The 24,642-nt window shown below is 35.3% G+C and carries 19 protein-coding genes; 4 read left to right on the forward strand and 15 right to left on the reverse strand.

Annotated elements, in window-relative coordinates:
- Positions 1-184: 184 nt before the first annotated feature.
- Together mobC and BFP77_RS00255 are read left to right on the forward strand one after the other, a co-directional pair.
- Positions 185-568, forward strand: a complete 384-nt coding sequence (gene mobC, locus BFP77_RS00250; protein WP_099572085.1) for a plasmid mobilization relaxosome protein MobC — start codon at positions 185-187, stop codon at positions 566-568.
- A gap of 1 nt (position 569) precedes the next feature.
- On the forward strand, positions 570-2,855 hold the full coding sequence (locus BFP77_RS00255; RefSeq protein WP_099572086.1) for a relaxase/mobilization nuclease domain-containing protein: 2,286 nt from the start codon (positions 570-572) through the stop codon (positions 2,853-2,855).
- Between the two features lie 264 nt (positions 2,856-3,119).
- On the opposite strand, the gene BFP77_RS00260 is transcribed toward BFP77_RS00255, so the two are convergent.
- The 14 genes from BFP77_RS00260 to BFP77_RS00325 form a co-directional block, all read right to left on the reverse strand.
- Complete coding sequence (locus BFP77_RS00260; RefSeq protein ID WP_257212806.1) at positions 3,120-4,103, reverse strand: hypothetical protein; 984 nt, start codon at positions 4,101-4,103, stop codon at positions 3,120-3,122.
- 3 nt (positions 4,104-4,106) lie between these two features.
- Positions 4,107-5,594, reverse strand: coding sequence for a serine hydrolase domain-containing protein (locus tag BFP77_RS00265; RefSeq protein ID WP_099572088.1), 1,488 nt, complete (start codon positions 5,592-5,594; stop codon positions 4,107-4,109).
- Positions 5,595-5,709: 115 nt separating this feature from the next.
- A complete protein-coding gene (locus BFP77_RS00270) occupies positions 5,710-7,035 on the reverse strand; it encodes a serine hydrolase domain-containing protein (protein WP_218963439.1) in 1,326 nt (441 codons plus the stop codon).
- Between the two features lie 376 nt (positions 7,036-7,411).
- The gene (locus BFP77_RS00275; RefSeq protein WP_099572089.1) at positions 7,412-9,139 is read right to left on the reverse strand and encodes a helix-turn-helix domain-containing protein; all 1,728 of its coding nucleotides are present in this window, start codon (positions 9,137-9,139) and stop codon (positions 7,412-7,414) included.
- A gap of 293 nt (positions 9,140-9,432) precedes the next feature.
- A complete protein-coding gene (locus tag BFP77_RS00280) occupies positions 9,433-11,085 on the reverse strand; it encodes a S41 family peptidase (RefSeq protein WP_143751803.1) in 1,653 nt (550 codons plus the stop codon).
- Positions 11,082-12,356 carry a M20 metallopeptidase family protein gene (locus BFP77_RS00285; protein ID WP_218963440.1) on the reverse strand — a complete coding sequence of 425 codons (1,275 nt, stop codon included), beginning with the start codon at positions 12,354-12,356 and terminating at the stop codon, positions 11,082-11,084. The genes BFP77_RS00280 and BFP77_RS00285 overlap by 4 nt, the downstream gene beginning before the upstream one ends.
- Positions 12,357-12,573: 217 nt before the next feature.
- Positions 12,574-13,395, reverse strand: coding sequence for a LytTR family DNA-binding domain-containing protein (locus BFP77_RS00290; RefSeq protein ID WP_099572092.1), 822 nt, complete (start codon positions 13,393-13,395; stop codon positions 12,574-12,576).
- Between the two features lie 69 nt (positions 13,396-13,464).
- The gene (locus BFP77_RS00295; RefSeq protein ID WP_099572093.1) at positions 13,465-13,740 is read right to left on the reverse strand and encodes a hypothetical protein; all 276 of its coding nucleotides are present in this window, start codon (positions 13,738-13,740) and stop codon (positions 13,465-13,467) included.
- A gap of 117 nt (positions 13,741-13,857) precedes the next feature.
- Positions 13,858-15,180, reverse strand: coding sequence for a tyrosine-type recombinase/integrase (locus tag BFP77_RS00300; RefSeq protein ID WP_099572094.1), 1,323 nt, complete (start codon positions 15,178-15,180; stop codon positions 13,858-13,860).
- Positions 15,181-15,569: 389 nt separating this feature from the next.
- Entirely contained in the window at positions 15,570-16,238 is a 669-nt protein-coding gene (locus BFP77_RS00305; protein WP_099572095.1) for a DUF6790 family protein, read from the reverse strand.
- Between the two features lie 25 nt (positions 16,239-16,263).
- Entirely contained in the window at positions 16,264-17,763 is a 1,500-nt protein-coding gene (locus tag BFP77_RS00310; RefSeq protein ID WP_099572096.1) for a CRTAC1 family protein, read from the reverse strand.
- A gap of 9 nt (positions 17,764-17,772) precedes the next feature.
- On the reverse strand, positions 17,773-18,726 hold the full coding sequence (locus tag BFP77_RS00315; protein ID WP_180272275.1) for a serine hydrolase domain-containing protein: 954 nt from the start codon (positions 18,724-18,726) through the stop codon (positions 17,773-17,775).
- The gene (locus BFP77_RS00320) at positions 18,654-19,268 is read right to left on the reverse strand and encodes a hypothetical protein (RefSeq protein ID WP_099572098.1); all 615 of its coding nucleotides are present in this window, start codon (positions 19,266-19,268) and stop codon (positions 18,654-18,656) included. Before BFP77_RS00320 ends, BFP77_RS00315 begins: the two co-directional genes overlap by 73 nt.
- Positions 19,269-19,401: 133 nt before the next feature.
- On the reverse strand, positions 19,402-20,526 hold the full coding sequence (locus BFP77_RS00325; protein ID WP_099572099.1) for a helix-turn-helix domain-containing protein: 1,125 nt from the start codon (positions 20,524-20,526) through the stop codon (positions 19,402-19,404).
- A gap of 218 nt (positions 20,527-20,744) precedes the next feature.
- On the opposite strand from BFP77_RS00325, the gene BFP77_RS00330 reads away from it, so the two are divergent.
- Positions 20,745-21,851 carry a helix-turn-helix domain-containing protein gene (locus BFP77_RS00330; protein WP_099572100.1) on the forward strand — a complete coding sequence of 369 codons (1,107 nt, stop codon included), beginning with the start codon at positions 20,745-20,747 and terminating at the stop codon, positions 21,849-21,851.
- Positions 21,852-21,967: 116 nt separating this feature from the next.
- Positions 21,968-22,723 carry a CPBP family intramembrane glutamic endopeptidase gene (locus BFP77_RS00335; RefSeq protein ID WP_099572101.1) on the forward strand — a complete coding sequence of 252 codons (756 nt, stop codon included), beginning with the start codon at positions 21,968-21,970 and terminating at the stop codon, positions 22,721-22,723.
- 548 nt (positions 22,724-23,271) lie between these two features.
- Here BFP77_RS00335 and BFP77_RS00340 read toward each other — a convergent pair.
- A complete protein-coding gene (locus tag BFP77_RS00340) occupies positions 23,272-24,615 on the reverse strand; it encodes a sugar porter family MFS transporter (RefSeq protein ID WP_099572102.1) in 1,344 nt (447 codons plus the stop codon).
- Positions 24,616-24,642 lie beyond the last annotated feature (27 nt).

A 24,642-nucleotide genomic window follows, 5' to 3' on the forward strand; every position in this document is an offset into this window, starting at 1 on the left:
GGTCCTACATGGTTTTACGATTTAAAATATTGATAATTAGATTGTTATAATCCGATTCGATTATATATATTTATCCACGAAGGTGGATAGCAAGTGATGTTTTGCGCACCGCAAAACGCCTACTTCTGACGAAGTGAAAACCTTGCTTCTGGCGGGCACGGGATAAACAAAATCGTATCAAAAAATGGCCAGGAACAAAGGCGGCAGAAAACGTTTGGGAGACAGGAAAAGGGAGCATGCCATAACGTTAAGGTTCAACGGTACGGAACTGGAAAAGGTAAGGACCATCCTGCAATCCTATAACCTTGATTTCAATAAAAGGGGAACGGTCGGCCCCTTCTTAAGAAAGCTCATTCTAAACGGAAAAACTACAAAAGAAAAACAAATTCCCGATAGCCTCTCCAACCTCAGTTACCAGATAAACAGGATAGGCACCAACATCAACCAATTGGTCAAGGTGGCTAACTACAAGAACATGCGCAGCCCGAACGCCGATCTCGAAAGGGAGATACGCACGGCCAGTGAACTGATGCTCGAACTCATTGAAACCATCAACGCCAAAAAATAAAATGATAGCCAGGGTACTTTATCGGAAAAGCGTGCAGGGCGTACTGAAGTACGTCCTTGAGAAAGAAGAACGTACCGTACTCGGTTTCCAGAACACCTATTCGGATACGGATACGGACCTGGAGTTTTTCGGTAGGGTACTGTACCATCTTGGCAACCGGCACGGTTCCGAAAAACGGTACGTACACATCTCCCTAAACCTTCCCCATGGCGAACATCTGGACGATAGGGAGTTCTTCCAACTCTCCAAAAAGTATATGGAACATATGGGCTATGGCGGACAGCCCTTTGTCGTTATCCGCCATCACGATACCAAGCACGAGCATGTGCATATCGTTTCGTCCACCATCAAGGAAGACTGTTTACAGATAAACCTGTCCAACGATATCAGAAGGAGTATCGCCACCCAGAAACATCTCGAAAAAGAGTTCAATCTTTCCCCGTCGCCCGATACGAAACGGACTAAGGAACTTCCGAAATATGAAATGCCCGAATTCCGGCACCGGGACGAGAACGGGGTCAGGTTCTACATACAGGACATCGTGAACATCGCCCTGCAAAAGTATAAGGTTAGAAGCTTTGAGGAACTTGCCCAACATCTTAAGAACCATCATATTGAGCTAAGGACGGTCGAGCGAAACGGTAGGATAGGGGTATCCTATGGCGTAAAGGTAGAGGATGGCTACAAATCAAGGTTCATCAACGGCTCTACCGTACATCCACAGTTGAGCGGCCCGAAAGTGCAAAAGGTTTTTGAGAAGAACCAAAGCTCGAAACTATTGCCGCTGGTCAAAAAGCGACTTGAAAAACAACTGCATACAACCTACCAGCTTTTTAAGACCATAAACCCGGAACACCTTCCGGACATCCTGAAATCCTATCAAAAACTGGATTGCAAACTTGATTACAATGAAGAAGGCGACCCCATGAATTTTACCGTCTATGACAAATCAGGCCATGTCTTCAGGGCAGAGGAAATAGCACCTCATATCGGAATCCGACAAAACCCTGAATTGTTCAAAAGCGAATATACCCAGATGAACGGGGAAAGTGAACAGCTAAAACTGGAGCTTCAAAAGTGCATCAAGGAAGCCTATAGGGACGCCTATCAAAATTTGGGTAGAAAACTACTTTTCTCCGAACATATCGAAAGTATGCCCATAAAACTTATAGTTGAAGAAATTGCCAAATCTGAACGTTTTCAATTTCTCAAAAAGTACCTGCATATGGGAAATAGAGAATTGAGCGAACTATTGGAAAAACAATTCCATGTTGTAAAGGACAGGTTAAATGTTACCGAAAAACTCAGGGAGGAAAAGGAACTGAATCGGAAGGTGGCACTGATAAAGCAGGCAAGCGACAAACGTTTGTTCGATGCACCGAATCAAAGAGCGGTACTTTACGAGTTTATGCAGAGTGTAGGGGTCAAACATGAAAAGGGAAGTCTGACCTATTCAAATTCCCGTCGACATAGTGTCAAACTGAACTTGGGTCAAGTACAGGTACCCAAGCAAATCGATTTTTACCCTTCCCCATTCTTTATCAAGGAGAACGAAAGAATATTGGACAGACTTTTAAACTATAAGTCTGAAAAGGAAATCCGTCCAGACCCGACGGCGATATTCCTGCCGTTGATGTTCCCGAACGTTTACGGGGCCATGGCACAGAAATACAGGCAAAGGTTCGAACGTTCGGCCTTGAAATCCTATCATAAATATACGGAGCGCATGCTGGTATCCTTTGAAAAATCCCCAAAAGATTATGTTGAATTTTTCAATGCCAAGGGTTTTTATTTTGAGAAAATAGAAGAAAAACTGTATGTCGCTTCCATATATTCCAAGTATACGGTAAGCGTTCCGATTGCCCCGAAAACCCAGGCCTATTTGGAATCGTCAAAAGACTTTAACATAGTGCTGAAAGGACAATCGGAAATCTTGAAAGACATTAAAACCTCTGGGCGCGACAATTTAAGAAACCTCTGGGCTACACATTTAATAGAGCGGGGGCAGTACAAAAAGGCTTCCTATCTCTTCGTGTTGGACGGGGTAAGGCCAAATCTCCCATTGCAGCAATTAGAATACCATATGCAGAACGGGTTGAAGCAAGCCTTGGTTTCTGTTTCCCAAAAACAGATGGCCAACAAAAAAGCACGTCTTCTACGTAATGGTGTCTATGCCCTTGGAAATATATTGGGAGGCAAAGGCTATAAAGAGGAAGAACCGTTTAACGGGTTCAAGGACGAGTTCACGGATTTTACTAAATATAAGGGTAGGGAACTTTCGAAATAAATCCAAATTAGGTCAGTTTGATGACATATCACGCAACTCATTTAGTCTCAATAAACCTTCATTCAATGGATCCAAGAAATTCTCCTGTTCGAATTGCCCCATAACCCCATTCAAAATTGAAATTACGGCAATTCCAAAAACTAAATGTTCAGTCTTTTTCTCCATTTAATTTTTAGTTTTCAGGTACCTACTGCATTGTCAATTTGAAGCAGGTCCTAAACAAAAATGTAGATATAACTCCTATTGATAATTATTGCTTTTAGTTTATTTCTTGGTATGGGCATAAATCCAATCCATAAGGTTGTTTTTATCAATGGCATTCCAAGTAGATTGGGTATTCTTTTCTTGTGTTAGATTGTTTTCGGGGTATAAAACTATCAGCTCGGTGTTTTCATTTCCAACCAATTCCAGTTCGGCTAAAAAACCTACCATATCCGTGGAATTGTTTTCATATAAGGTCCTAAAATATTTTTTAAGTCTATATTTTATGGCAGGTTCTATATAGACCCTTACCGCATAGTCTTTGTAAAATCCAATGTTTCTATTTTTATCGTCCGAATAGCTGTAAGATGAGAAATCGTGATAGGCTTCAGGCGCAGTATCTGGCGTACCTTTCATATGTGTTTCCAACATAAAGTTGATAAATCTAGGTTCCCAAAGATTGATACGATTTATTCTGATGTCCCGTTTATGTTGATGCCACTTTCTTGTCCAATCCATAGTAAGGTTACAAATGACCAATCCTTTTAAATTGAGTGTAAAATCATAATCCCCGGCTTGAATAAACTCTATATATTTCATTGCTCTATGTCCTACCAAACCGGCCCCAATGAAATAAATATTTTTGTTTGGCAGGGTATGTTCGATAAAGACCTCTTGAAGTAGATTATGTGTAGACAGTATTGATGACTTGGAAAAGTAGAAGTCGAAAGGAATACTCGTTGATACCGAAATTACTGCAAAGCCCTTAGCGGAGGCTTGATCGTAAATCTGCTTTGAATTTTTGTTCTTCTTGTCATACCCGGAATCTTCCAAGAAAATAAGCACGCCATTAACTTCCTGATTCTTTGGGAGCATTAGCGTATACCCCTTGGCGATAAAGGGTAAGAAGTCCTTTTCTTCTTTTCCGATTCTTAGGCTGTCATTTTTTATAGGGTCGTAACTTTCAACAACGTTTTGGGCCACGGATTTGAAATGATAGCCTACCATCAAAAGAAATACTATTGTCAAATTGAGAATTTTCTTCATTTGCTATTTTTTCAACTCGTTTATTTTGTCTTTCATCAGTTCGTTATAATCATACTCATTCTTTTCATTCAACATTAGGGCTTGTTGATAGTATTTAATTGCATTTAGACTGTCATTCTGTATTTCATAAATTTCAGCTAAACCTGCCATGGCAATCCACCACTCTGGATTGGCTTCCGCATTCAATTCGAAGACTTTTAGTGCTTTCTTTGGCTCTTCGTTCCATACATAGGAATTGGCAACACCATTAATATTTAACCTTAAATTGTCAAAAAGTGAGTTGGGGTTTTGTTCCCTTAATTTAGTGAAATATCGCAAAGACTCTTCATAGTCGCCGTTTAAGACCGTTTGCATTATCTTCTCTTCAAGCACCAAATCTTTTTTTCTTAACTCAGGCAAAGCAATTCTGGCTATATCGTTTATGATGATATCGTAGGCTTCGATTTGATAACCATTGGATAAAAGTATGATGCTTGTATTGTCCTTCGGAAAATATCTATACGCTGCTAAATTTCCACCGGAAAAACCATATGAGTCTAGATTATTTACTTGATAATTGTGCCAACCATGTAAAAAATTGTCTTTTTGATACCTGAAATTCTGTTCGAAGCTGAATGGTGACCACATCATAGACTTTGTTCTTTCATTCAGTAGCTTATTGTTTTTCAGTTGTTTGTCCCAGTCTATGAGCTTATTGAGGGTTATGTTCAAGCCGTTGCCTGAATGACCTCTAATACCGCTGTTGTTAGTATCTTTTTCGAATGATTTGGATTTACCATTATAGTGATATCGAGTTGCCTTGTTGGGAATTGTTTCATTGGAATTTGAAGAAAATAAAACACCCTTGCTAGCATTAGCAAACTGGTTTTTTAGAATATATTCATCAAATGTCAATCCTGTAATTTTTTCAATGATTTGGGCTAACAACCAGTAATTTGTCTGGTTATAACGAAATTGAGTTCCCGTAGCAAATTCCATCCCATCCTTAGATAATTTTTCCATCAATTCTTGATCGGTTAGCGTACTTTCATACCGAATAATATCTGGCAAACCGGAGGAGTGACTTAGTAGATTTTTAATTTTGACATCTCGCCATGCAGATGGCAAACTATCCAGGTATTTGGATATCCTGTCTTCCAAGTTTAGTTCTCCATTTTCAACAAGCTGAAATATTCCGGTAGTGGTAATAAGCTTTGTTGCGGAGTAAACCCTGAAAAGGGTGTTTTCTTTGACCAGATTACTGTCTTTCAGAGAGGCTACTCCAAAGTATTTTTCATAGATAATCTCGTCCCCCTCCACAACTGCCAAGGCCAAACCGGGTATGTTGTGCAATTCCATTGCTTTTTTGAGATAGCGGTCGATATCATTTGCAATTTCGGCCGAGTCGTTTTCTTTTTTCGGACTGGAACAAGAGAAGCAAATAATCGAAATCAGTAAAGAAAAGAGTTTCAATAACGTCGTTTTATTCTGGTTGGATTCAAATAATTTCATTTTGATTTATTTTAGGTTTTTACTTAAAAGAGTTGATATTTTTCAATAAGATAATTTCATTTGCTAGAGGGACAATTCTTGTTTCTAATAATATTCAAAAGGCATAAAAATTGTACTATTCCCGCATCCACATGGCTGGCCAGTTATAAGTTTTGGAAATTGCCCTTACAATTTCATGATTTAAGGGAAATCCATTATCTGAATTTGTCATGATTACTACACCTCTTCCCATGTTTGCAAAAGAAACAGCGTAACAATTAAAACCTGCATTTCCACCAGAGTGTCTAAAACGGAAAGCTTCTCCTTTTCCATCAATCCCTATACCCGTTCCGCCAGCATTAGGGACTCTTTCTAACATTTTTATCGCTGAACTTTGTGTTAAAACCCCACCACTTTCCCCTCTGTAAGATTTACCCAGTGCAATCATAAATTTGGCTAGGTCAGATGATGTAGTCCAAAGACCTGCAGCAGCTTTCTCAGGGTAAATATGATACCCGCCATCAATGACCTTACCATTAGAATCATACCCATTTGAAGTCAATGCACTCAATTTTCTTGGCAATGGATAGTTAAAGGAACTATTTTTCATTTTGAGGGGTTCAAAAATTAATTTTTCTGTCAATTTTGGGAATTTTTGTCCACTAACGTCTTCAATCAACAATTGCAGTACTTCCATTCCACCACCAGAGTATAGCTCGGATTCTCCAGGTGTTTGGATTACTCTTACTGGTTCTGAATTGGTTATTTCACTACCTTCCAAAACCTGCACTAATGAAGGGATTGAACTCTTTCTATTATAACCTTGAAATCCCGATGTTCCCAAGCCGGAAGTGTGACTCATGATTCGACTGGCAGTCACTTTTTCTTTTGTTGTAAAGAGGTTTTCAGGAATTTTCCAATTTTCCAATTTTAAATTAACATCTTCGTCTAATGAAATTTTCCCTTGTTCTACGAGTTTGAATGTGGTAACACTTGCGACTGGTTTAGAGATGGAGGCAGCTTGAAAAAGGGTGTTCTCTTGTACTTTTTCCTGTGTTTTTTTATTTTTTATTCCGAAACCTTTTGCCCAAATAATTTTATTGTTATCAAAAACCGCAATACTGATACCTGGAACGTTCAATTCCTCCATACGGGTTTCAATAGTAATTGGTAAGGAATCGCTTTTACCATTTTTATCGATTCGATAGATATTTTTTTCAACTATATTTTGAAGTGAACCAAACGTTTTAGATGAAGAATTAAATTTTGTAGTTTTTTTACCTGATTTACAAGATGCTAAAGTGAATATTAAGATGATGAGTACTGTTAATTTGGATTTCATTTTGTTATTTATGTTTATGTAGATACTTTTACCCATAATTGGATTCATAATAAAAACGACAGGTTTAATAATTAGATGGAGAGATTCAGCTAGGTTTAAGAAAAAATGGCCTTTTTTCATTTTTAAGACTGGTAATGAAAATCAGCTAGCACCCATATAGGATAATTACTTTTGTATTTGAGTTTTCATTTTTTTATTAATTCCAATACTTTCTATCAAACTTTTCACTAACTAGATTTTAAATATTTAAAAATTGTTAACCATTACTCCACAATATTTTTAAGCATTTGTAAAAAGCTCAATGGGCAGCAATTACCAATAAAAATTTCTTTAAGTAAAAAGGTTGTTGCTTAAATTTATAAAATCAAGCATCTAAAAAAGGAATAATCTAACTGTGGAAATATTAAGTGCTATATAATGCTTATCCTAGTAAAGGAACTTTAAAAATAAAAGGTTAAATGATTTTAAAAATAGGGGAAAGGGGGTATCTTCAATTTCAACCAATTTCTTTTTCAGCTTCCTTTGCAAGTTCTTTTATTAATGTTGAAGGCAAAACTCCCATTCTTTTTTTAAAAGCATAATTAAAGGTCTCCTTACTTTTAAACCCAATTTCATTGGCCATGGATTGAATGGTATATTTTCTAAAAAGTTTATCCTTTTTAAGTCTTTCCAAAACGTACTCTATTCTGAAATCATTAATATAATTTGTAAAATTTTTGTGATAATGCACATTAATTATTTTGGAGAGATAAGTGGTATTGGTTTTTAGTTTCTTAGCGACATTGGAAGCTGTACAGTCAATTCTTAAAAAATATTCTTTTTTCTCCAACTCGTTAAGTCTTTCTGTTATTCTCTTAATTTCATTGGTTTTAATATTTAAAATAATGGATTTTGATTTGGTTTTATTTTCTTTATTTTTTAGTATCTCTACTAGGTTTCTTAACTTTTTCTTATTTGTATCTTGCTTGTTTTTAAAATAAAGAAGCATAAGAACAATAGTGATTAATGATGTGAAAAAAATTATTACTATGTAAAAACGTTGTTTGGATTTTTGATTTCTCAGCTCTTTTACCTCTTCATTGTATTTGGCTATTTCAGTACTTCTGAAATTGGAATTTACAGAATTATTAACCTTTATTTGTTCGTTCAAAGTAGTTAAATGTTTTTCAAAATAATAATCCGATTTTTTGAGATTCCCAGTTTTTAAATAGGATTTATATAAATATTTATAAAGGTCACCTTTATAAAACCCAGCACGTTGATTAATGTCAATACGAGTCGTATCAATTGCCTCAAAGCTATAAATGGCTGATTCATAATCTCCATCATGAAAATTGATCAGTCCAGAGTAATATAATTTGGAATATTTTTGAAAGGTTTTCTTGATGGTTTTCGGTACTATTTCTGCAGCATCACTAAGATTTTTTTTTGCCAATACAATATTGTTTTCAATTATGTTTAGTTCTAAATCATTAATGATATTTCTATATCTAAAAACTCCTGAATAATTTTCTCCAATAGAGTCCAACACAGATTTAGCCATTTGGTTATAAATTCTAGCGGAATCTATTTCTTTTAAGTCAATATGTATATCAGCAAGTTCCAAACATGTTTTTTCGATACTTCCACCCCATATTTTAAACTCTTTATAGTCTTTTGAACTGGCTATCCCTTTTAAGATAGTTAGGTTCTTTTTGTAAAAATGGAGAGCTTTTTCAAAATCACCAGTTAATTTATAGTATCCTGCAATGTCATCGTAATACTTACATTGCCAAACAACACTTTTTATTTCTTTTGCTATTTCTAATGCCTCATATATATTTTCAAAAATTCTTGGATCATCAAGCCCGAATTTCATTTTTATGTAATTATTTTTCAAATGAAAACCTTTGAGTAATTGAACCTTTAAATTATTGTCTTTGGCAACTGCAAATAGTTTATCTGTATATTTAATTTGTTGTAGAGTATCATTGTGTTGATAATAAAACGATTCTAGGGCGTGGTAAGCATCAAATAGGTCTGCCTTGTTGTTTTTATATCTTGCTTGCTTGATATAATTATTAATAAATGATATGGTCTTAGTACTATCAGTTAAAAAGTATTTGTTTATTGAATCAGGGTACGATAAGCCACTATTCGTTTTCTCTTGAGCAGAGAGGAGGTAAACCGAAAAGATTATTATGGATAAAAAAGCTATTCTCTTTGATATTCTAAAAAAATACAATTGATAATAATTTTTTAGTTTTCTTTAACTTATAAAATTACTATTCTTATTACTTCTAAATGCTTAAAGAAGACTATTAATTCAAATGATTTTTTTGTTGTTTCCACAAGAATTAAGACTGTAGAATAGAACTAAAATTATTATGTAAGTGAGTTTGTATGTTTAAACGAGTACGTAGTATGTGGAAATCATGTCAATTTCATTTTAGAAACTATTTTATTTATACGTAATACAAAACTCTATTTTTTTGCCACAAGTAATTTATACACTCTTAATATCTGTATGTAACATTGTTAATTAGATATTTCCTTTAGCATCTCTGTAGCACGTATTTTTGCCTCACCCTCCAAACCTAGAGTCATACCTTTATTTATAGATGATTTAGCATTTGCCATTTGACCCGCTCTCATTTGACCAAAAGCTAAATTTAACCAGGCACTTGCTGAATTTGGAAACAATCGGGTAACAAAGGAATAAACGCCAATTCCGGCCTGAATGGCCGGTGGTCTGCCACTATCGACCAAATGATGCCCTGCTTTACTGATTTCTTTTTCAAAGTCAAAAAAGTCATACTTGGAGTCCTTAATCATTTTAGGGACCTCTTCATCCAAACGTTGTATTTCGCCCCTAACAAAAAGGTCGGTGATGTACCTCATAGGGTTGGGTTTAAAATCGGTATCCGAAAAAGCTAAGGCAGCTTCCAACATGGGATCCCTATTCGTTGCATATTGCTCAAAGCTCATTTCAATTGGAATGGAGGGTGCCAGCCATTCCGCATTCTGCCAAGCCGGTTTATCTTGCCACCATGCAAATGATAAATACACGGGATGACCGGTGTTCGGTAAAATTACCGGTCTACTATCCCCATAAAAATTGATGTTCTCTGCAGTTGGCTCCCCTAGAAAGATGACATTCGTATAGTTATCCAATTCATTCACAAGATTTTGACAAGCCGAAAATGTTCTTCTACCAATAATTACGAAGAGACTTCCAATCGTATTTATCTTCTTGTTTTCAATAATTTTTGTGATCAGGGTTCTATTTTTAAAGTTGTTCCCACCTCCGTTTAACCTCACATCTAAAATCAATTTTTCAACTTCTTCTTTTTCAATAACGTCGAATAAACGCGTATAAAAGGTTTCCATCTTTTCTGTAGGGTCGTCCTCTATTTGACTAATCCTGACGAAAACTGCTTTTTCCTTGGGCAGATATTTGAAGAAATACATTTTTTCAAGTTTATCTAGATATAGTGGAAGGGTATCCTGTTCCCTGGCTTCCGACCAGTTTTCATCTTCGAAAACAAATCCATATTGGCGAGGTACGGTTTGACCCGTTGGCATGGCATCAAAAACCTTTTTGACGATTTTTCCATTTTTCTCCAGAGTAAACTCTATTGAACTTTCAAGGTTGTTGGTAATCCCTTGGGCATGAAGTACCTCCATAATGGTCAGATAATTAATACCGTAACTTTTAAAGTATTGGGAGTTCTCGGCACTGACTGCAGGGTATACCATGTCCAGAGCTGTTTGTACAGGAATCCCATTAATTTCAATAACTTTTGAACCCACTACATCTCGGTAGTCTTTATGTACCCCTTGCAAATAGATTCCATCGGAAAATTGATATAGATTGAGCGGGAGATAGTGAAACTTGAAGGGTTCAATATTATATCCAACGGCCATATGCCCATACTTAAATAGTGCAATGATTCTGGAAAACCCAATTATAATTTCATGTGGTTCCAAAGTTGGTATGAGACGGTGCAGCTTTTCTACTTCTGTATCAAAAGCTTCTTTGGTAGTTTTTACGAATAAAAATGGATACTCATTATGTACTGTCTTGTGTAGATACTCTAGGTCATTTTGCCAATCTTTTGCCGTTGGCATTTCTTGAGCCGATATCTGTAAACAGAATAAAACAAATAGTATTAAGCTAATCTTTTTCACGATTTATTAGTATTGATTTTTTTGGTTAAAAAATTTGAGAAATAATTGACCCCGACCCTGATTACTTCCTCATCGACTTCGAATTCCGAAGTATGGGGCAAAGCATAGATTCCTTTTTTCTTATTCGATGCTCCTAACAGAAACATAACTCCTGGCACTTCATATTGATAGTAAATAAAGTCTTCGTTGGAATACGGCATCTGACCGTAAAAGGGTCTCACATCGTCTTCACCATATAAATCCTTTAATATGTTCAGGCTTTCGCCTGTCAACTTTGGGTCATTGATAACTGTTGGCCTCTCAGCCGTAAATGATGTTTTGATGTAAAACTCACCATATTTTGAATCGATGACGTTATTGGTAATTCGTTTTGAAATGGTATTCAGTCTTGCAAAGTCTGTCTCGTAATACGTACATTCAAATGAAATGGTTTTATCGTCGTACAGCCTATAAATATGTGGTTCTACGATAAAGTAGTCCTCATAAACGGTATTCGGATTCATCAATCCATGTTCGGTATGGGTCAAATACTCTAGAGACCAGGGTTTACCGTCAGTTTTGTTGCGAACAAATCGTCGCATTGTTTCTTTGAAGAACTCTTCGAAGTTTTCTTCATCTATGGTATCGTCGAATGTCAACCTGATTATTCGCTGATAGGCGAACAGTTCATTGGGTTTGGAACTAACAGTTCCTATCTCAGTAGGAAAGACGTGAAGGCCAAAAATTTCATCTGGACGGATTTCTTGGAACAATCCATCTCCGATCATTGATTTCGCCCCCTCAAAAGACTCTTCAGCAGGTTGAAAAATAAAATACACCGTACCATTAATGCTATCTTTCATTTTTGAAAGCACATTGGCAATACCAAGTCCTATGACGGTATGCACGTCATGCCCACAAATGTGGGCTATTTGAGTTTTAGAGTTGGGGTTGTCGTCAAATACATGCATGGCGGCATCCATATCAGCTCGCCAAGCTATTTTTTTACCTTCTTTATGTCCATTTAATATTCCTACAATCCCGTTTCCCCCGAAACCCTTTTTGACTTCCAAACCTAAATCCAGTAAATAATTTTCCACTATTTTGGATGTTCTTTTTTCTTGGCCTGCTAATTCGGGATGTGAGTGCAAATCTTCCTTAATACCGACCAGTTCGTTATACAGCAAATCGGTGACCAACTCCTTACTGGCAAAAACTGAATTTTGTGAATGCAAATGATGGGATAGCCAGAAAAGTAATAACCAGAATAAAATAGCTGGTTTAGACTTCATCTTCATTTTATCGATGGTTTGATTTAGATGACTAATAGAGTGATGATTTAATTAGTAATGGTATTGACCTATCTCATTGTGAACTATTATTTCAGTTCTAAAAACGAAACGATACCCCAAAGAAAACCCAAAGATTATAGGGAGGAAAAGAAGAGTGACGAATTGGTAATCCTTTTGATTAAGCCACAATATTTGGGCTGAAATCAGAGAATTTGGGCTAAATGGATAAAGAAGATTTTAACCTTTTATAGTATGTGGTAGACAATGGAACCTCTAAATCTTTATAATGAAATTCAATTTTTGCGTTTTGTGAGTTCCCTGTTATTCCTTTTATATTGGAAACATTCACCAAATAAGATCGATGACATTGTTTCATGAAGGGAGCCTGCTTTTTGATCGCTCCTAAAGTATTCCTATAGGTTTCGTTATGAATACTTTGATTTTTATCATAAAAAATCTCAACATAGTTTTCTGACGACTTGACAAACATTAGTTGGTTCTTTTGAAGCACCAATTTCTCTCCTTTGTTTACGCCATACAGTTCTATTTCGTTAAGGGATTCTGGAGTAATTATTTTTCCGAGTCTATTTCTGAGATAGATGAAAAAAGGAAAGAGCATCACCATTACAGGCAATAGGGATTTGCGAAAAAACCATAGCCCGTGTTTTGTATAATCGCTTGCTACGAAATCCTGATTGAGCAAATCGTTGAGAAAAATTTGGTTATAAAAATGAATCGGTATGCTTGATATGAATATTAATAAAATGAAAGTGACTATTTCGTTTTTAACTGTCCATGATTCTCCATGGGACTTATACCACGAGGTTTCCAACCTTGCATTTATAACGTAGAGGATGGAAAATAGAATTCCGAATCCCCCAAGAATTAAGTTCTTATGATTCGACTCAAAACGGTATGTGTCAAATGGTTCTAAAAAAACCATAATCAAAGCCAGAAGAAAACCCAATGTAATGGCAGTAATCAATTGATTTTTAATACCCGAAATAAAGGGTATCTGTTTATTTAATAATTTAACCATTTAAAGAAAAAATAGAATAGGCACAAAATCAGTTAATGAAATTACTTTTATTTTATCCGACTGATAAATTTAAGATTTTAATAAAAAAGTCTTTAAAATAGGCCATTTTTCGGCACGGCGAAGATTAGCATTTTTGAAATCAATTACAGTACCATTTACCGTTCTTTTTAATAGTTCCGTTAATTCACCTTTTGCGGGACCAAAATCTTTAACAGAAAAATTTGAGTTCCCTCTTTGAATCTTGCGCCCTGTCGGGCGTTTTTCTGTGGATAGGGGGAAAGAAGACAAAAGTGAATTTAAGGGAGGAGAGCGCAAAAAAGTTTTCTTATGCGGCAAATCAGCCAAAAAAAAATCAAAATGTTTTAGGTATGTTTTAGGAAGGGAATCAAAAAAGGCTCCCGATCTCTCGAAAGCCCTTTGATTGCTAGTGGCGGGGACTGGACTCGAACCAGCGACCTTCGGTTATGAGTTTTTGACGCGCGTGATTTTAGCATTGATTTCATCCAGTATTTTTTCGGACACGCTTTTTCCATAATGTTTTTCAGTTACCTGAACACTCGAATGCCCAAGCCCCGAGGAAATTTTTCGAATGTCGATGCCCATATCCAGACCAATGTTTGTCCATGTATCTCGAAGGGTATAGGTGGTTATTCTTTTTTCGATTCCTGCAAGGGCAGCAATTTGAGCTGCATATTTGTTGAAGGTTTTAACCTTTCCCTTATTTACTTTATGAAGGCGTTCAGGAGAAGTTAAGTTGGGTATAATAGGAAAAAGATAATCATTGTCGCCTTGCCCATTCAAATAGTGATTAATGATTTCCAAAGATTCCTCGTTCTGAAGTACACTAAAATAATCGCCTTCATAATGTGTTTTTTGTCGGAAATATTTGATGCGATTGTCTGCGAATTGGAATCGTTTCAAAATTGCCATATCAAAGAAATTCATACCCATATTATTGAACATGAAAAGCATATAATTACGATTGTCCCAAATAGGCGTGTGGGGTACTAATTCCAGAGTCCGAATTTTGTGGATATCATTTAAGTCAATCGGTGCTGGGGCATTTGCATGACTTTTCTTCTTGATATTTGACAAGGGCTTATGGTCTTTTAAATCATCATAGGTTTTACTCGCATCGTTCATGATGGCCTGTAAACTGCGGAGATAGATAGCTGGTGTGTTTTTAGAGGCATAACGGTTCATTAAATGAGCTTTGAAATCCTTAGAAAACCCATAGTCTATGGCCTTGATTTCCATATCCAAATCCTTGAATTCATCCAGCGGAATCATTTTGTCCTCTTTGATTTCAAATAGAGTTTTGATTTTATTATCCTCCATGCCCTTTAAGTGCCTCCTGTATTTAATGAAAGACTTTAAAGCATCTTCATAAGAACTGGCCGTAGAAAACCTTCCTTCCATGCGCAATCGATAAAGATATTTGGCTCCGTGATTGAGAATCGTTCTGGATGGAGCTTTTTTAAAAAATCGTTGTTCGATTTCTGATTTAAGCCGATTCATTTCCCAATTTTTGATTTCTCCCGCGTGTTCGTCAAGCCATAGATCCACATCAGAATAGACCTTGCGAGTACGCTTGGTATGGCGCACAGCGTTCATTATCCCCTTTATTTTACCTGTGGCAAAATCATACTGATTTTCTTTCAAATGTAAGTTGAAAGGAATATCTCGTGTTTTTCTGGCGTGCCCTAAGCGTAAAACTAGAGGAAATTTTTTGTCTTTTGTTTTGTGATCCGCCCGTTTATCGAAGGTTATCTTGATTGTTGCCATAATTTGATGCTTTAAAAAGTGGCGTGCTTTTGGCGTGCTTTTTTTGGTTTCACATGGTTTATATTGAATTTAAATATAATCAAAATCCCCATAAAATGGGCTTTTCAAGACATATGAAATCATATGAAACCATAATTAGACTGACTCATAATCAGGGGGTCCATGGTTCGAGCCCATGTGGGACCACAGGAATAGTAAAAAAGTCTTAGTGAAAGCTAGGACTTTTTTTTGTAGAACAAACTTTAGGCGAGAAGCCTGTCCTGAGCAAAGCGAACTAACCTATGGTGGTTTGCTTTTAAATTCATTAAGTCATTGATATAAATGAGTTCATTTTAGATAAGAGTGAAGAATTGTACTAATCTAAAAGTATTTTTTTCATAGCATATGGATTAAAATGATAGTTTATTGAAAGCTTCAAGATTATCCTTTAGAATTAATATAAGAATGGTAATGAAAACACTTGGAAAAACAAGATCACCTAGTAACGTAAGACCAACATTATATGGCTCATAATTATTATTAATAATCATATCCTTTATATGAACATATGCCGCTCCATACCAAAAAACTGATTTAGAAATGACTAATGCGGTTATCATATGTCCTCTTAGCCAAATGCTGATAAATGCGGCTATAGAAGTGCCCAACGTATAAAATGCTAGTTCGGTTTGAAATGGACTTCCTATCGGCCACCCGATTTTTGTAGCCACCATATCGGCCATAAAAGTATGTCCAATAAAACTCCAAACACCACCAAAACCAAACAGAATGACCACATAATACCAGAGTAAAATTTTTAGCTTATCTGTTTTCTCTTTAATTCTATTTTCTATGAAATGCTGGCGGATGCTTAAAGGAATAAACGAAAGAATATATACAAGAGTTCCTGCCACGGGAATAAGTGAAAATATCCAGTAAATAAAAAATGTTTGTGGAACTAACCTTATTAAAACTTCCACCCACCTTTTGAAAGGCCTATCAGGGTCGACATTTCTTAGAAACGCTCCAAAAGGAACAATAAAGTCTATAAGAATTTTAAATATTTTTGAATGATTCATTGTGAAATTTTATAATTGAAAACTGCTACCTAATTACTCTAATACTCTTTCCCTCTGTTGCTTGGAAATGTTTATTTACAACTATGTTTTGGTAGATATCCACTTTCCCTAAGGTCCAATGGATTTTAAGTGAATCTATTTCATTGGCATCCCCTAATCCAAAATGAAGTTCATAGTCATTTTGACTTGCATATCCAGTGTTGGGGAATAACCACCTATGTAAAACGTTATTTTTTGTGTAAATAGATACCTGTGTTCCAACCCCAAACGTATTTGATGTAGTTCCTTTTAGTCTCATTGTTATCCAATTTCCTTTGGCACCAATGTTTTTATATAAAGTGTTAACCTGATCTCTACTGCCCCAATTAGCAACAAAGACATCTAAATCTCCGTCTCTATCTATATCAGCATGAGCAGCCCCTGCAGAAGTATCAGCAGATTTTTCTAAGGCTTTTTGAATTGTCTTTTCAAAAACTCCTTTACCTCTATTCATAAAAAGAAAGTTTCTCATGTCTGGAGCATATGTACCATTGGCAACAAAAAGGTCTAAATTTCCATCATGGTCAAAATCTCCCCAGGTGTGACCTTTAGAAGCACCTCCTTGTTGGATAGTTAAAATACTATCCGTAAAGGGTAAAAGAGACCCAAGACCATCATTTTGATATAGAAAGTTTTCCCTATCAAAATTTGCTACAAACAAATCTAAATCACCATCATTATCATAGTCCGCCCATGATGCACCGTAGGAATAACCAATATTTTTTTCTTCATGAACATTTTTTACCAGGTTAAATTTCCAATCACCCAAATTTTTGAAATATTGATTTGATTTTCTTGCATTGGCTATGTACAATTCTGGAAGCCCATCATTGTTGGAATCTCCACATGAGCAAGCTCTTGAACGACCCTCTTCGTTTTCTGAAATAACCGTATCATAGATAGGTTGGAAGTTTTCATTTCCATCATTTCTGAATAGTAGGTTAGGATGGCTATACCCTGCTAGAAAAACATCTAAATCCCCATCGTTATCAAAGTCTGCCCAGCAAGCCATTGAGGCGCTTATTCCTTTTTTTGTGAGTTCACTCTCCTCAATTTTTGTAAACCTTACTAGACTATCATTTCTGAACAAGAGATTTTTTTCTTCACCACGACTCACAATAAACAAATCCAAATCGCCATCATTATCGTAATCTACCCAATTAACACCTTGTGAATTACTCCCAAATGAAATAGTTGCTGATTCACTATTTCTTTCCGCTGTCATTTTTTGAAATTGACCTTTACCATCATTTTTATAAAATGCATTCCATTGTCCATTGGAATTAGCTACATACAAATCTGGGTCACCGTCATTATCAAAATCTCCCCATGCTACTCCTCTAGATAGTCCACCATCTGTTGATATTCTACCCTTTTTTGATAGCCGAAAGATTTGATGATTTGTTTCAGGGTCATTTATTTTCTTTTTGCAGCTGACAAAAATTATTGTAGAAATAATTAATGTGATTTTTATGTTACTTCTCATTTTTTATATCTAAAAAAATTCAACCAAGTTTGAAAGGTGATTTGCAACCATATTTGCACTTCCATTGTAATTAGAAATTACAATAATGTAGATATCTTGTTCTGGATAATATTCGCAACGTGAACTAACTCCAGGAATCCCACCTGCATGTCCAAAATTTAGGTTTCCATTCCTTTCGTTTATATAGAATCCGTAGCCATACCATGATTTATAAATTGGAATATCGAGATTTGGTACTTTCTTAGAGGTAAATTTCCTTTTGATTAAATTAGTAGTGAGTTTTTCTTTGTTTACCCCATACATAAACTTATACATATCTTTCGCTGTGCTCTTGAAGGAACCTGCCGGCCTACTCATGACAAGATTACTATAAGGCATGGCATCTCTGAAGCCCTCATCAAGCTTCCCTTCTCGTTGTCTATTAATTTGATAAGGAATAGCAAGGTCGCTCTGATTTTGTTTTAAGTCTATGGGACTTGTTTTTTTCATTCCAAGTGGTGAAAATATATGGTCTTGTAAATACTCATAGTAATTTTTACCAGATGCAACTTCAATCAATTTTCCTAAGAAATCAAAATTTTCATTTGAGTAATTAAATTCTTCATTAGTCCTAAATTCTTCGAAATTTGGAAGTTTAGGTAGGTATTTAAGATTCGTACGGTAAAATTCGCTGACTGACGTATCTTTTTCAATTTCTTCCATAAATCCTTCTATATCATCTAATTCTATACCGGAGGTGTGTGTCAACAAGTTTTCTATCGTTACACTACTCCCTATTTGTTCGGGAGTGTTAGGCAGATAATTGGATATCGGAGTATGTAAGTCAAGTTTTTCTTGTTCGACCAATTGGGCAATAGCTATAGCAGTAAACATTTTAGTGGTTGAGGCAATTACCATTTCACTATTTGAAGTGATTGGTTTATTTTGCTCTTTATTTTCTTGTCCCCCGTAGTATTCATGCAAAATAGAATCTCCTTTGGCAATAAGACCATTCCTGAGAACAAATCTTGTTCAATTAGTTTACTGAAATAGAAATGGAGGTTTTTACTTTGTACTCTTAAAGAATCACTATTTAATAGTGCAGCCGAATTAGTAGGTAAACAGCTTCGTAACACATTGGTTCCTGTAATTTTATTTTCATTATTAAAATCGAATTCTAAGCCTATCCAGTCTTTTGTAAAATCACCTTGAAACCAAGATACAGGGTTCCCATTGTAGCTATCTATTGCATAATTTATAAAAGTTAAATCGCCAAATTCTTTGTTTGTTGCCAACCAATAATTCATATCAGTGCGTAACCAACGATTTTCTTTCCCAATCAAAGTGTCAGACCAATGTTTTATAATTTTTGATTTGATAATATTGGAATCACTTGTATTTAGAGCATTTATAAATTCGCGATATATCGCTTCTCTTTCTATAATTTTTGCCTCTTTATTTAGACTTAAATTACAGGATGACAGAAAAATGGAAGCTACCACTATTAGAAAATAAAGTTTCTTCATGAAAACCGATTTTGATATTTTTTTGCCTAATCTGAGTACAAAGAAAAATGCTGGAAAGCCAGGAATCGTTCGTTCTAATTAACACGAACATATTTTTGATTTTAAAAAACCTAAAACAACTTTATTTCAAGAATTACTTTCTAAAATATTCTCTAGGAGTCTTATGGGTAAATTTTTTAAAGTATTTGTTGAAACTGGTTTTGGAATTAAACCCCGCTTCTAGTGCCAATGAATAATAAGTGTAACGCTCATTGTCTTTAAGATTAGCCAAGCGAATAAATTCATCTACGCGATATTTATTGAGAAGATCATAAAAACCAACTTGAAAGTGAAGGTTTATAGTTTTTGATAATAACACATTATTTATATTTAATAAACTGGAAAGACTAAGTAGTGAAATTTCAGGATTAAGGTATATTTTATCATTTTCAAGAGCAAATTTTAATTTTTTTGCGGTTTTGTCAATCAGTTCTTTTTCTTTGGAGCTAGTTGGTTTTTTCTCAATAAAATCAACTAGAAAATCCCCAAAAGTTTCAGGACGATAAATCAAAAAATACCCAATGCCATAAACACCCAAAGAAATTCCAATCCATGTAATATGATAAATAATGAGGTTAAGTTTACCTGAAACAGCAAAAATTGTGATAACGGTTCCCAATAAAACTATTGCAATTAAGTACCACCACTTGAAATATTGGACAAATGAAGCGGAAAACTTAATTTTTTTATCGCCAAACTGAGAACTTAACTGTTGTAATAATCGGTTGCCTTTAAACCAGTAATATATGTTATGAATCCAACCTAATATTAAAATAAATACAAAGGATGTGAATATAAGTTTTGAGTCATATACTTGATTCACTAAGTTTTTTATAAAATCAGCTCCTGACCAAAAAAGAATAATCAGCGCTATTGAGTGAATGTATAATGGGGTAAAAGCCAAAAGAATCGAACTTAAGGAGAAAGTTCTTTTTTCATTTGAAAAAACAGATTTCAAAAAAAAGTAATAGCAAGGTCCAAAGAAAAAAAGAATCATATCGGGGAAGATGAGATATTTTGTATCTGGCGTCTCACTCACTAGGTGAGCTACTCTTGAGACCGACGTGATTGTGACACCCCCAACTAAAATCAACAACCATTTTCTATCAACTTTTTTAGTAACGAATAACTTATTAAGTGCTAGCAGTAAAATAACCCCATGTAAACCGGCCGACAGGCTAATAATGACAGATGTTATTTTAAGTGTTTCGATATCCAATGATAAGATTTATGTCTATTTACTTTGTAGACTAAAAATAGAGTGTTTCAAGAAAATATAATGGTTTTACCATAAATATATAGGTGACATCCCTTTATATAAGGTAAAATGGGTTTGGCATGGTAATTATTACTTTTTCTAGAAGAACTTGAGTTAGTTAATAAGATAATCTAAGTATTCATTAAATTGGTTGTTTACTTGTTCTTAAGAAAGAAGTTATGAATTTAATTTACGGCCTTTCAATTGTATGCGGTACCCTTTTTAGTCTTTTGGGTTTATATCTCATTATGACCTCTAAAGGGAATAAGTTTGTCAATCGTATTCTAGGGGTCTTTTTTTTGTTGTGGGCAATTGACATACTTGACGGAGCCCTAATGATTAACGGTTTTTATTTTAACTATCCAAACTTGGCACTATGGACGGAATCCTTTCTGTTTCTTTATGGACCATTAATATACTTCTACACGTTATACACCCTAGATGAATCAAGAAACAACAAATTAAAAGACCTTATTCATTTCCTCCCGTTTATTGTAGTGTTTATTGTTTTTTTGAGAATCTACCATTTTAATCCTCTGGACTTCAAACTTGAAATTTTAAAGGAAATTAATTCTCTTAACCAACCAATTGAATCTTTACCAATTTATGTGCTTGTTTATGCTCATTTCTTCTTTTACCTATTTTGTTCTTATCGAAAAGTAAAACAAGAAATACGGAACTTGAAGGAATTTTACTCACAACCGGTTTTGCAATGGTTACGTAGTTTATTGACTACTGTAGCCTTAGTTTTGATATTGGCTTTGGCAAGTAGTTTTTTTCAGTTCTTAGGCTTACAATTATATTTCAACATAAGTATTTTTATTATCCTATTAATCATAGGTCTTCTTATGGGAAGGTTGATTTTCAAAACGTTAGAAGAAAAATCCCCCATTTACACAGCGCTGACAGATAGAAAATATTCTGGTAGTAACCTCCAAGATTGTGAAGCAACACAAATCAAGGCAAAAATAATAGCAACCCTAAAGAATGAAGAACTTTACCTCAATCCTGAACTTACATTAAAACAACTTTCTGAAAAACTTGGAGTTTCTAGTAAAAAAGTATCTCAAGTGATTAATGAAAGGATTGGGAAAAGCTTTTTTGATTTGATAAATACTTTCAGAATCGAACATGCAAAAAGAATCTTTAAAGAAAATAAAGATTCAAAACTTACAGTTCTTGAAGTACTTTATGCTGTTGGTTTTAACTCGAAATCATCTTTCAATACTGAATTTAAAAAAAGGACAGGTTTAACACCATCGGAATTCCAAAAAATTCAATCTTAAGGTTTGAGTTTGAGCTTACCGAAAGTCATACGGTTTTAATTTAGTATGACATTGTGTAATCGGTCGAATAAGAAACCTTTTTTAATGATGTTTGTTTTTTAAATAAAGCAAGCAAAATGAAAACTCAATTCAGTATCTCAGAAAATCAATTAACCCTTAAAAAGCAATTATGGTATCATTTCTACCCTGGACTAGCCATTTTGATGGGCTATATTTTGGTAAGTAATTACCTGATTGATCTAGGTTATCCTGGCTTAACGGCATTATTGTTTGTAGAGCTTTTTATTCTTGCCCCTATTGGAGTGTCTCATTTGCTTTTTCAGGGAAAACGTTTGAATGGCAAATTATCATTAAAAAATGTTATTCCTTTTGTGAACAGATTGTCCTTTAAGCAATATTTAAAATGGACATTAATAGGTATAATAGCGTGTATTATTATATATATTCCACTTTATCCTATTGGTCTTTTATTTCGTGAAACTATATTTAGTTGGTTGCCTGAATGGTATTTTGACCCAAGTTTTGGAACTTCCGATACCAGTCTTATTGCAATGGTATACCTAGCTGCAATTTTCATTGATGGTATATTAGGGCCTGTGGTCGAAGAATTATTTTTTAGAGGTTATTTACTACCTAGAATGGCATTTCTCAAAAAATGGGCGCCAATCGTTAATGGATTACTTTTTGGCTTGTATCATTTTTGGCAACCTCACAATTACTTGGCAATTATTGGATTAGGTATTATAATTAGTTATATCGTTTGGAGAACAAAAAATGTATACTTGGGTATTCTTATTCATTGTATTCTTAACATACTTGGAGCTTTAAGCGGATTTATAGCGGCTAATGCAGGCGAAATTATTGTGAGATAGATACGTTAATTCAAATCAAGAAGGTCAAAAAAAATTCAATTGTTCTTATCATGTTTATACCTTATAGCTGTACTATAAGAAGAAATTAGAGCTCCTTATCGTTCCAACCAACTTTGGAAGTATGATATGGTAAACGAATCATTCTCGGTTTGATATGATAGACTCGTAATACAATCGGGAAAAGCTCCGAATTAGAACTTTTCGATGATTTTCGAGTATCTAAAATGAGCCTAACTTTTGCCAATTTTGATGCTTTATTTATATCAAGTTAGGAATAAAAATGCACAGTTTGTGCACACTTTTTGTTGGAATCAGATGATATTAAATGATTTCAAAGTTTATGAAAAAAGATGTAACACATTGAAAATAAGACAAATAAAATGATTTTTTGATTTTAGAAGAATGCTTATTCGGAAACTGGCGGGAAAGAGGTCAGCGGTTCGAATCCGGTATTCTCCACCAAGTATAACAGGGCTTCCAAGAAATTGGAAGCTTTTTTTATTTGCACGGCGTCGACCTAGCTTTCACTTGTCCTTAAGGGTTGTAATCTATGCTTTATTCAACAGTTTTTTGCTCAATTCTTCTAGAGACATACCCTTGGTCTCTGGCATTACAGTAATTGCCCAAATGAGTTGCAGTACCATCATCACGCCAAAGAAATAATAAATATACCATACTGCATTTCTCAGGAGTCCTTCACTTGCATCCAGAAAAAATGGAGTGATCAAGGTTATGATCGCCGCGAAGACCCAATGTATACTAACGCCCCAGGACTGACCATAAGCGCGCACGCTGTTTGGATATATTTCCGAAATGAACACCCAGATTACAGCACCTTGGCCGATGGCATGTGCAGCCACAAAAGAGCATATAAATGTGAGGGTCAGGGTAGAACCCAAATCGAACTGAAAGCAGAGACCTACCATGAGTAAACTAATGATATAGCCAAAAGAACCTATTATAATTAACTGTTTCCGGCCTAGTTTGTCCAACAAACGCACCCCAATAATGGTAAAGATTAGATTTACAATTCCAATGGCGATTGAATTGAAGAGCGATTCTTTTCCTCCTAAACCTGCTTGTTCCAAAATTTCTGGAGCATAATAGAGCACGAAATTAATGCCGGATAGTTGATTGAAGAGCGCAATAAAAAAGCCAAGCCAAATGACTCGGGAAAACTTCTTTTGAAAAAGGTTTTCGTTTTTATCGGACTCGACTAAATCTAATTTTATCTCATCCAGATGTTGCTGCGCGGTCTCTTTGGAATAAATGAGTTCTAAGACCCTGAGGGCACCCTCATCATCCTTTTTTTGCAGCGCCAACCATCTAGGACTATTCGGAACTTTAAGTACCATAATGGTATAGATCAATGCAGGGATGGCTTCCACGCCTAACATCCAGCGCCAATCGTTAGCACCATCGAAACCTTTTAGCAACCAATTGGATACAAAGGCAATCAGTATTCCAAAGACCAACCAGAACTGATAGAGTCCTCCAAGCTTACCTCTATTCTCTTTGGACGTGATTTCAGAGATATATATCGGGGCCGCTACGGAAGAGATTCCTACGCCAGCGCCTCCTATAAACCTAAAGGCGGAGAAAGCATAGGGGTCTTGTGCCAGGGCACAACCAACAGCCGATACAAAGAAGAGGGTACCAATCCAGAAAAGGGTCTTTTTACGACCTAGTTTTTTTGTTGGAATACCTCCGAAGAGCGATCCAAAAACTGTTCCCCAAAGTGCCATACTCATAATGAATGTTCCGTGGAATAACGGAGAGGTCTCCCAAAGTTGCTTTATGGGATCATTTGCTCCGCTGATTACAACGGTATCAAAACCAAATAAGAAACCGGCTAAAGCAACGGTTATGGACCAAATTAGTATTCTATTCATATAATGAGTTTAACAACTTCTAAATAT

The sequence above is a fragment of the Maribacter sp. 4U21 genome (genome assembly GCF_002742365.1).
GTDB lineage: Bacteria > Bacteroidota > Bacteroidia > Flavobacteriales > Flavobacteriaceae > Maribacter.

Coding starts and splice junctions, on each gene's coding strand:
- BFP77_RS00265 (WP_099572088.1), bottom strand. CDS start 5,594: ATGAAATTATTTGAATCCAACCAGAATAAAACGACGTTATTGAAACTC.
- BFP77_RS00270 (WP_218963439.1), bottom strand. CDS start 7,035: ATGAAAAAAGGCCATTTTTTCTTAAACCTAGCTGAATCTCTCCATCTA.
- BFP77_RS00290 (WP_099572092.1), bottom strand. CDS start 13,395: ATGGTTAAATTATTAAATAAACAGATACCCTTTATTTCGGGTATTAAA.
- BFP77_RS00310 (WP_099572096.1), bottom strand. CDS start 17,763: ATGAGAAGTAACATAAAAATCACATTAATTATTTCTACAATAATTTTT.
- BFP77_RS00330 (WP_099572100.1), top strand. CDS start 20,745: ATGAATTTAATTTACGGCCTTTCAATTGTATGCGGTACCCTTTTTAGT.
- BFP77_RS00305 (WP_099572095.1), bottom strand. CDS start 16,238: ATGAATCATTCAAAAATATTTAAAATTCTTATAGACTTTATTGTTCCT.
- BFP77_RS00320 (WP_099572098.1), bottom strand. CDS start 19,268: ATGAAGAAACTTTATTTTCTAATAGTGGTAGCTTCCATTTTTCTGTCA.
- BFP77_RS00285 (WP_218963440.1), bottom strand. CDS start 12,356: ATGAAGTCTAAACCAGCTATTTTATTCTGGTTATTACTTTTCTGGCTA.
- BFP77_RS00340 (WP_099572102.1), bottom strand. CDS start 24,615: ATGAATAGAATACTAATTTGGTCCATAACCGTTGCTTTAGCCGGTTTC.
- BFP77_RS00335 (WP_099572101.1), top strand. CDS start 21,968: ATGAAAACTCAATTCAGTATCTCAGAAAATCAATTAACCCTTAAAAAG.
- BFP77_RS00300 (WP_099572094.1), bottom strand. CDS start 15,180: ATGGCAACAATCAAGATAACCTTCGATAAACGGGCGGATCACAAAACA.
- BFP77_RS00260 (WP_257212806.1), bottom strand. CDS start 4,103: ATGAAGAAAATTCTCAATTTGACAATAGTATTTCTTTTGATGGTAGGC.
- BFP77_RS00255 (WP_099572086.1), top strand. CDS start 570: ATGATAGCCAGGGTACTTTATCGGAAAAGCGTGCAGGGCGTACTGAAG.
- mobC (WP_099572085.1), top strand. CDS start 185: ATGGCCAGGAACAAAGGCGGCAGAAAACGTTTGGGAGACAGGAAAAGG.